The following is a 9552-nucleotide window of genomic DNA, read 5'->3' as shown; positions in this document are numbered from 1 at the left end:
CACCAGTGTTGGCATTAAATGGGAAAAGGGCGGTGTCAGCCCCTCAGAGCTTATCAGGCAGCAGACGTATGCAAGGCAGGATGGAGCAGGAAACCAGCCGGAGGTCACCTTATGGCAGATATATCCGGAACAGGAGATAATGGCTTCAGATAAAAAGGAGATGAAGGCGGATATAGTTGCCGCCTTTGGAGACTGCGGGGATGTTGTCTCCTCCATGCCGGCTGACGGCGCTTATCCGGCCAGATCGGATGCCTCTGGCTGTGCCGTCAGTACCGGTCTGGCATTCTCCCTGTGGGGGAGTATTAATGTGATTGGGTTGCCGGTAAAGGCGGAAGGAAAGCGGTTCTATGTCCGCGGCATATTTGAGGAGGAAGAACCAAGGTTATTCTTACAGGCGCAGGCGGAATCGAAAGAACCCTTATCCAATATGCAGCTGACGTTTACAGGTCCGGGAGCAGGGGAGAGGGCCGGTCAGTATCTCTCATCGGCAGGTTTTCCGGAGGGACGGATCCTTGACCTGACATTATTTGCATGGGTACTTGGCATGATACTCCGGCTCCCTGCGATCATTCTGGCAATTGGTATCCTTGGGCGCGTGACCAGGCATGGAAAAAGGCTTTTCCGTTATCCCCTACTGCTGGCTGTTTATTTTTTAATCGCTTTCGGTATATTGGCCGTATTATGGTTTTGTATGGATCTGCCTGAGTTTCCTTCCGAGTTTGTCCCCACAATGTGGTCTGATTTTGAGTTCTGGGGAAATCTGTTTCAGGAGCAGGGGAAAAATATGGTCTCCTGGATGGCGGCCGGGCCTGCCTTCCGGGATATGGAGCTTTGGACCTCGTCATTTATGGCAGTGCTGCTTTCTGTGTGTGCCTCTGCCTTTACGGCAGCCGCAGCAATGCTGGTATCCATACGCTCTTACAAAAGAATGATGTTCTATTGTGCGGCATATACACTGACACTTTGCCTGATTTCATTCAAGATAGCCTCTGCTCACAATATGACCTTTTGCAAAGCGATGTATCTTCTGCCATGTCTTTGGATATGTGTGGATTTTCTCTTTTACTGTCTGAAAGAAACACTTGCCGCCGATGTCCGTGAAGGGAGGATTATGGATGAAGAAAAAACGTGAATACAGTGTTCCGATCCGGGAACAAATGGTACCATGGCTGTTTTTGCTGCCGAGCCTGCTGTTCGTGAGCATTATGGTGCTGATTCCTATGCTGGACGCTCTGCGCCGTTCCTTTTTCCTGGCTGCCGGTGACCGGTTTGTGGGATTTCAAAATTATCTGTCAGTCTTGAGGAACCATGCGTTTCAGCTGGCGGCAGCTAATACAGCAAGATTTATCTTAGTCTGCATACCGCTTCTGTTACTCTTTTCCCTGGCTGTTTCCCTGATGCTGGCCTCCTTCAGGGAAAAGCGCGGCATTTTCAAGACCTCGTTTCTTGTACCCATGGCGGTTCCCGTTGCTTCGATTGTTCTTTTGTGGCGTGTGATTTTTCATAAAAATGGACTTCTCAATGCATTTACTGCACTTTGGGGTTTGGTTCCGGTTGACTGGATTGGAAGTAAGGCCGCCTTTGGCGTGTTGGTGTTTGCTTATCTGTGGAAGAATTTCGGATATGATATGGTGCTGTGGCTGTCAGGACTCAGCGCCATAAATCCGGCATTATATGAGGCGGCTCAGATAGACGGCGCCGGAAGCCTCCAGCGGTTTGTGAGGATTACGCTTCCCAATCTTATGCCCACATTATTTACCATTACCGTGCTGTCGCTGCTCAATTCCTTTAAGGTGTTCAGGGAGGCTTATCTGATTGCGGGAGGTTATCCGGATGACAGTATTTACATGCTTCAGCACTTATTCAATAACTGGTACGGCAATCTGGATGTGGATAAAATGTGTGCCGGAGCTGTGATGATGGCAATTCTGGTATTTATTTTAATACTACTGCTGCAAAAAATTATGAACAGAGGAGATAGGATATGAAAAAATGGCTTCTTGGCTTGCCCCTTGTATTGATTTCGGTCTTTATATGGCTGCCTCTTTGGATGCTGATATCCGGTACCTTTATGGGAGGGGCAGAGCTGTCTGAAAATCTTGCGCCTGTCCTGGAGGGCAGGGGAGGAACGGCTGTATGGCCTGTAATGGCGCGTTATCCGACTCTGGCGGCATATGTGGAACTATTATTGGATACGCCCCAGTTTTTTACGGTATTCTGGAATTCCTGCAGGCAGGTTTTTCCAATCATACTTGGCCATGTCCTTTTGGGCGCACCTGCGGCATGGGCATTTGCAAAGTTTCATTTTCGCGGGAAAAAGATACTCTATACCTTGTATATTGTCCTGATGCTGATGCCATTTCAGGTGACCATGGTTTCCAGCTATCTTGTCCTGAACAAACTGGGCCTGATTGATACCGTGTGGGCAGTCATACTGCCCGGTGCGGCATCAACACTTCCGGTATTCATCATGACACGTTTTTTCATGGACATACCGGAGGCGGTCATGGAGGCGGCAGCCGTGGATGGGGCTTCCTCATTTCAGACTTTTTTACGATTTGGGCTTCCGCTGGGAGCGCCGGGCATTCTCTCGGCTGTGGTATTGGGCTTCTTGGAATACTGGAACGCAATAGAAGCGCCTCAGGCATTCTTAAAAAACCAGGCGCTCTGGCCGCTGTCATTATATATGTCAAACATCACGGCGGATAACGCCGGGGTATCATTAATTGCATCACTGATTACACTGATGCCTCCTCTTTTGATATTCCTGTCCGGGCAGAAATATCTGGAGCAGGGCATTATATCTTCCGGAATGAAAGATTAACACAGGGGATTAATATATGGAAAACAGGAATTTTGCAGGCGATCTGCAGATAAGCAAAGTGAATAAATGGTATCCAGGCGATGTCCATGCTGTTAAGGATATGGATATGGAAATAAAGAGAGGGGAATTTATAGTTTTTGTAGGCCCTTCCGGCTGCGGAAAGACAACGCTGCTGCGCATGATTGCAGGACTTGAGAGTATAAGCAGCGGCGAGGTCATTATGGACGGCAGGACTGTGAACCAGGTTCCGCCAAAGAACCGCGATATTGCCATGGTATTCCAAAATTACGCCCTTTATCCCAATATGAAAGTAAAAGATAATATTGCTTTTCCCCTTAAAATGCAGCATATCGGCAAAACGGAAAGGGAGAAAAGGGTAGCAGAAGTGGCGCAAAAGCTGGAGCTGGATGCTCTGCTTGAAAGGAAACAGGGGGCCTTGTCCGGCGGCCAGCGCCAGCGTGTTGCCCTTGCGCGGGCCATGATAAGAAAACCCGGACTGTTTCTCATGGATGAGCCGTTAGCCAATCTCGATGCGAAGCTCCGCACAGAAATGCGCCGGGAGATTATAACGCTCCAACGGGAGCTGGGGGTAACAACCATATATGTCACCCATGATCAGACGGAGGCAATGACGATGGGGACGCGCATCGCCGTAATAAGCGGCGGTGTTTTACAGCAATTTGGAACACCGCAGGAAATATATAGAAATCCGGCGAATCTGTTTGTTGCTGGGTTCATAGGCTCACCCAATATGAATGTGTGGGACACAGAGCTTATTTCAAATAACGGACAACATTATCTGACCCTGGGAAATGCCCGTATTCCGATGGGTAAAAGCGGTCTGGACGCAAGAGGACTGCAGGGGCCCATTAAGGCAGGTATCCGTCCCGAACACATTGTGCCGGCGGCACCGGACGATCCTCATGCAGTGCGGATGAAAATCAGCATTTTAGAAAATACCGGGCGTGAAGCGGCAGTTTTCCTCACCGGGGCTGATATACCGGATATGACGATGGTAACAGGCGCGGATTTCTCAGGCCGGGCCGGGCAGGAGGTATATATTCGGCTAAAGCCGGAAAAGATACTTCTATTTAATACAGAGACAGGATGTGCATATGGAGATGTTTATGTATAGAATATATTCAACAGGGATAGAAACTGCGGCTGCATCAGCGATACTGATACCGATTCTTTTTTTATATCATATATTTATATTTCATAACATAAAAAAGACGGCAGCCTATATACTTTTTTCATTATATCTGGCTGCAATATGCTTTTTAGTGGGATTTCCCAATATAGCAGGGATGAGAATCGTTTTATCTCATAACTTTATTCCTCTGCGTGGGATGTTGACCGATATAACGAACAGCTATCTGAATGTTTTGCTTTTTATCCCATTAGGTATATTTGTTCCATGCTTATGGCCCGAATACAGAAGTATGATGAAAACAGTGGGCTTGGGCCTGATGACATCACTGGGTATTGAAATACTGCAGATATTTACCTTTCGCGCAACCGATATAAATGATGTGATAACGAATGTGGCAGGTACAATGATAGGATATTTAATAGGAAAATTGATTATTAATCGGTTTCCACAATTAAACTGGCTTGGCTGCAAGGAACGTGAGTTATATCTTTTATATGTAACGGTTGGCGTAGTAATGTTTTTTTCCCAGCCGTTTATTCAGTCTGTATTAGGTAATTTCTCTTTATAGGGAATTGCCTGGCAGCACAGGAGATGTTACAATGATAAAAAACAAGGAAAGAGGGAAACACAGGTGTGTAAACCGTTTAGGGAGGCAGCATGAAAGGATTCCATCGACAAAATAAATTATTTTCTCTCTGTGGATTGAATTGTGGGCTTTGCCCTATGTATTTGAATAAAAATTGTCTCGGTTGTGGTGAGGAAAATCACTCATGTAAAATAGCAAGGTGCAGTATGGAACATAATGGGATAGAGTATTGCTTTCAATGCAATGAATACCCCTGCGAAAAATACGAGAAGATAGACAAATTTGATTCTTTTATTTCACATCGAAACCAGAAGAGCGATTTAGAGAAGGCCCGGCAGATTGGGATTGAAGCTTACAATGCAGAGCAGGAAGAAAAGGTAGAAATACTGGGCACTCTTCTTGCAGGATATAATGATGGCCGTAAAAAGACCTTATTTTGTGTTGCAGTAAACCTTCTGAAGATTCATGAACTGAGAGCGGTACTTGGAAAAATTGAGAACAGATCCGATTTGGAAAACCTGACGCTCAAAGAAAAAGCGCTTTTACTGCTTGGTTGCTGAAGGCGGAAGCAGAAAAGAATAATATTGACTTGAAACTGCGAAAGAAAAAGTGAGAATTTGGATACAGACATCGTTCATTAATGGATAGTGAGGAATTGAGAATCGAAGTGAGTTCATCGAAATGTATCCGGTTCTTGGAAAGGACAGAAGAAGAGAGGTGTATTTTTGGTAAGAGAGTATCTGCATATGAATGTTTATGATGCGTTTTTAGCGCGGATGCATTTTCTCTTTGAGGAGTTTGATCATATCTATGTCTCTTTTTCCGGAGGCAAGGACAGCGGTTTGCTGCTCAATCTGGTTCTGGATTATCGGAATCAGCATTATCCGGAAAGGGCCATTGGCGTGTTTCATCAGGACTTTGAGGCACAGTATACGGTGACGACTGAGTATGTGGAACGCACCTTTGAACGGATTCAGGATCAGGTTGAGCTTTATTGGGTCTGCTTGCCCATGGCCACCAGAACCGCATTAAGCAGCTATGAGATGTACTGGTATCCATGGGATGATACGAAGAAGGAACTCTGGGTCCGGGAGATGCCACAAAAAGAATATGTCATCAATCTGGAAAATAATAGAATGACTACATATCGTTACCGGATGCACCAGGAAGATTTGGCAAAACAATTCGGGCGCTGGTACCGGGACGCCCATGACGGCGGAAAAACAGTATGCCTGCTTGGAAATCGGGCAGATGAATCTTTACAGCGGTACAGCGGGTTTTTGAATAAAAAATATGGCTATAAGGATACCTGCTGGATCAGCAAACAGTTTAAAGATGTCTGGTGTGCCTCCCCTTTATACGACTGGTCTACGGATGATGTATGGCACGCCACCTATTTATTTGGTTATGACTATAACCGCCTGTATGATCTCTATTATATGGCTGGACTGAAGCCCTCGCAGATGCGTGTGGCCTCCCCGTTTAATGACTATGCGAAGGATGCCCTGAATCTATACCGCGTCATAGACCCGGAGATTTGGTGCAAGCTTGTAGGGCGTGTACAAGGCGCAAATTTCGCTTCCATTTATGGAAAGAGCAAAGCGATGGGCTACCGGAATATTACTTTGCCAGAGGGGCATACATGGAAATCTTATACGAAGTTTTTATTGGATACACTGCCCAAAAGGCTGCGGAATAACTACGCTAAGAAATTCAATACCTCTATCCAGTTCTGGCATGGGACAGGCGGTGGGTTGGACGAGTCTGTAATTCAGGAGCTTCAGGAGAAGGGGTATCAAATTAGACGAAACGGTGTTTCCAATTATACATTGAACCAAAAATCACGGATTGTATTTGTGGGACCCATACCGGATCACACGGACGATATCAAATCCACAAAGGATATCCCCAGTTGGAAGCGGATGTGTTACTGCATTTTGAAAAATGACCATATCTGCCGCTTCATGGGATTTGGGATGACACGGCAGCAACAGAAACGGTTGGATATGATACGCCGTAAATACAAAAGTATAGAGGAATTCGATTATGAAGTATAAAAGCCCAGTTTATAATGTGATAGCTGTTCCAATAGAGAAGGTACGGCCCAATAACTACAATCCAAATAAGGTTGCTCCGCCGGAAATGAGGCTGCTTTATGAGAGCATCAAAGAAGACGGATATACGATGCCGGTCGTATGCTATTATGTAAAATCGCAGGATATTTATCTGATTGTGGACGGCTTCCACCGGTATCAGGTGATGATGGATCATCCGGATATCTACGAGAGAGAACAGGGATTGCTGCCGGTTTCTGTCATTGAGAAACCGATTGATAAACGTATGGCCAGCACCGTTCGCCATAACAGGGCACGAGGCACTCACGATGTGGATCTGATGAGCAACATCGTAAAGGAACTTCATGAGTTTGGGCGATCAGACGCCTGGATCTCAAAGCATTTGGGAATGGATAGAGATGAAATTTTGCGTCTCAAGCAGATTACAGGTCTTGCCGCGCTATTCAGGGATATAAAATTTGGAGAGGCGTGGCGCCCTGTAGAGGAAGAGACGGAAAAAGAGTAAATAATATTAATGAGTGAAAGTAATAAACGCCCTTTGGCAGAAAAATAAGTGATGTTCTGCAAAGGGAATCAGATATTAATTATGGAGGTATGCTTGCAAATGGATAAATGGTTCACGATTGATCAGATTGATGAAGATACATATATTATCAGCGAATACCGGCATTGGGAGGAGACGCATTGCTATCTGTTAAATGGATCCAGCCGCAGCTTATTGATTGATACGGGTCTGGGAATCTGCAATATTTATGATGAAGTAATGAAGCTGACAAATAAGCCTGTTACGGCCGTTGCCACCCATATTCATTGGGATCATATTGGGGGTCATAAGTTTTTTCCGGACTTTTATGCCCATGCGGAAGAATTGAGCTGGCTGAACGGTGAGTTTCCTCTGACAATAGAAACAATCAGAGAGATGGTGGCAGACCGCTGCGATTTACCAGACGGTTACGATACAGGCTCTTATGAGTTTTTCCAGGGAACGCCAACAAAGGTACTGGAGGATGGAGAGAACATTGAATTAGGTGGACGGAATATACAGGTATTGCATACACCGGGCCATGCTCCGGGGCATATGTGTTTCTGGGAATCAGACAGAGGTTATCTGTTTACCGGAGACCTGGTTTACAAGGACACTTTATTTGCCTATTATCCGTCAACAGACCCGGACGCATACCTTGCTTCTCTTGAAAAGATTTCGGAGCTTCCGGTCAAAAAGGTTTTTCCTGCGCATCATAGTTTGGATATTCAGCCGGAGATTTTAATTAGAATGAGAAATGCGTTCAGGCAGTTACGGGAAGATGGTAAATTACATCACGGCAGCGGTACATTTGACTATGGAGATTGGGCAGTATGGTTATAAAGAGAAGGAAGCAGTATAATTTTATTTAGTTGCGTGCTATACAAAAGGCTTTATCAGAAATAAAGAACAGCTATAGATTGAGGAGCGTTTATATGAAGTATGTATGTACAGTAATATCGGTAGCGGACATCAGCGCCGCAAGAAAGTTTTATGAGGAACTGTTCGGGGTAGAAGTCTATCAGGATTACGGAAGGAATATCGCTTTTACCTGCGGTCTGGCATTACAGCAGGATTTTGACTGGCTGGTAAGTATACCAAAGGAAAAGGTACTGAAGAAATCCAACAATGCGGAGATCGTCTTTGAGGAACAGGATTTTGATGGTTTCCTGAATAAGCTGAAAGCATACTCGGACATCGAATATTTGGGAGAAGTCATTGAGCATAGCTGGGGACAACGTGTAATCCGGTTCTACGATTTGGACGAGCATCTCATAGAGGTTGGAGAGGATATGCAGATGGTAGTAAAGCGGTTCCTTGCTTCTGGAATGACTATGGAAGAAGTCTCTGCAAAAATGGACGTATCCATTGAGGATTTAACAAAACTTCTAAATAGCTAATGTGCAGCGGGCATATAAATAAATTGAAATTTTGAGGAGAGTAAAATTAAATGTTAGACAGGACGATACCATTTTATAACATTATTCTTCGGTGTGATCGTTATTTAACCACTACACCAGTTTTGCATAATGGATATGAATTCCGTATGTATCAAGATGGAGATGAGCGAAAGTGGGCACAACTTGAATATGAAATTGGAGACTTTGATTCAGTTGATGAAGCAGAGCAGTATTTCATTTCAACTTATTGTTCAAAAAAGGCTCTTGATATTACAGAAAGATGTGTATTTGTAGTCAATGAAAAAAATGAAATTGTTGGTTCTTGCATTGCGTGGAAAGAATTAAGAAACGATATATTGGTTGCTTCCCTGCATTGGCTTGTTGTTTCCCCTCAATATCAGGGTAAAGGTATTGGAAAAGCTCTTTGCCAGAAGGTTATGCAGATTTTCGTTGTAAACGATGAGTTTCCAGTATATATCCACACCCAACCATGGAGTTATAAGGCAATCATTTTATATGTTCGACAGGGATTTAAGATTCAAAAAACAGACAGTTTTTCTCAATATGAAAACCAATTTAACTTTGCTATGAATACTTTGAAAAAAATATTACCGGAAAATCAATATGAGGAACTGACATACAATATCGAATTATAAATTCTTTAGGTTGTCGTGAGTAGCACAACAACAATCGGGATGGGCATCTCATAGAGGTTGGAGAGGATATGCAGATGGTAGTAAAGCGTTCCTTGCTTCTGGAATGACTATGGAAGAAGTATCTACGAAAATGGACGTATCTATTGAGGATTTGACAAAACTTCTGAATAACGAGAAAAAATAAAATTTTCAAATATGCTCAAAAACAGAGGAGGATAAAATGCCATATACATTTCAATCAGTGAAAAGCATGGAAATATTAACAGATAGCAGTAAACTATATAATTTCATCTAAGACTTTTCAGATTATGGAAAGAAAGGTATTTGAAAGCAAA

10 protein-coding genes and 2 pseudogenes are annotated in these 9552 nt (G+C 44.1%); all 12 read left to right on the top strand.

Going from position 1 to position 9552, the window contains the following annotated elements; genetic code table 11:
* Positions 1-1132, top strand: a 1132-nt coding sequence (locus H8S75_RS30360) for a hypothetical protein (RefSeq protein ID WP_207729252.1), incomplete at its 5' end; no start/stop codon positions are given.
* Positions 1116-1988: a carbohydrate ABC transporter permease gene (locus H8S75_RS30355; protein WP_002591372.1), complete on the top strand. Its 873-nt coding sequence runs from the start codon at positions 1116-1118 to the stop codon at positions 1986-1988. The genes H8S75_RS30360 and H8S75_RS30355, both read left to right, overlap by 17 nt.
* Entirely contained in the window at positions 1985-2824 is an 840-nt protein-coding gene (locus H8S75_RS30350; protein WP_002591373.1) for a carbohydrate ABC transporter permease, read from the top strand. Before H8S75_RS30355 ends, H8S75_RS30350 begins: the two co-directional genes overlap by 4 nt.
* A 16-nt stretch (positions 2825-2840) precedes the next feature.
* Positions 2841-3959 (top strand): ABC transporter ATP-binding protein, encoded by a 1119-nt coding sequence (locus H8S75_RS30345; protein WP_187024674.1) that lies wholly within the window; start codon positions 2841-2843, stop codon positions 3957-3959.
* A complete protein-coding gene (locus tag H8S75_RS30340) occupies positions 3952-4545 on the top strand; it encodes a VanZ family protein (protein WP_002591375.1) in 594 nt (197 codons plus the stop codon). Before H8S75_RS30345 ends, H8S75_RS30340 begins: the two co-directional genes overlap by 8 nt.
* An 89-nt stretch (positions 4546-4634) precedes the next feature.
* Positions 4635-5176: pseudogene (locus tag H8S75_RS30335) on the top strand (DUF3795 domain-containing protein).
* A 133-nt stretch (positions 5177-5309) separates the two neighbouring features.
* On the top strand, positions 5310-6620 hold the full coding sequence (locus tag H8S75_RS30330) for a phosphoadenosine phosphosulfate reductase (RefSeq protein WP_006774512.1): 1311 nt from the start codon (positions 5310-5312) through the stop codon (positions 6618-6620).
* The gene (locus H8S75_RS30325) at positions 6610-7143 is read left to right on the top strand and encodes an IbrB-like domain-containing protein (RefSeq protein WP_002591378.1); all 534 of its coding nucleotides are present in this window, start codon (positions 6610-6612) and stop codon (positions 7141-7143) included. The genes H8S75_RS30330 and H8S75_RS30325 overlap by 11 nt, the downstream gene beginning before the upstream one ends.
* Before the next feature lie 99 nt (positions 7144-7242).
* Entirely contained in the window at positions 7243-8004 is a 762-nt protein-coding gene (locus H8S75_RS30320; protein WP_002591379.1) for an MBL fold metallo-hydrolase, read from the top strand.
* A 92-nt stretch (positions 8005-8096) separates the two neighbouring features.
* Positions 8097-8561 carry a VOC family protein gene (locus tag H8S75_RS30315; RefSeq protein WP_006774514.1) on the top strand — a complete coding sequence of 155 codons (465 nt, stop codon included), beginning with the start codon at positions 8097-8099 and terminating at the stop codon, positions 8559-8561.
* A 50-nt stretch (positions 8562-8611) separates the two neighbouring features.
* On the top strand, positions 8612-9217 hold the full coding sequence (locus H8S75_RS30310; RefSeq protein ID WP_118042184.1) for a GNAT family N-acetyltransferase: 606 nt from the start codon (positions 8612-8614) through the stop codon (positions 9215-9217).
* 38 nt (positions 9218-9255) lie between these two features.
* Positions 9256-9401 (top strand): annotated as a pseudogene (locus H8S75_RS32925) (VOC family protein); the annotation flags it as partial.
* Between the last annotated feature and the right edge of the window lie 151 nt (positions 9402-9552).

Origin of the sequence: Hungatella hominis (assembly GCF_014288005.1) — a bacterium.
GTDB lineage: Bacteria > Bacillota > Clostridia > Lachnospirales > Lachnospiraceae > Hungatella > Hungatella effluvii.
Note: the sequence above shows the minus strand (reverse complement) of the source record. Positions and strands in the feature narration are given on the sequence as shown.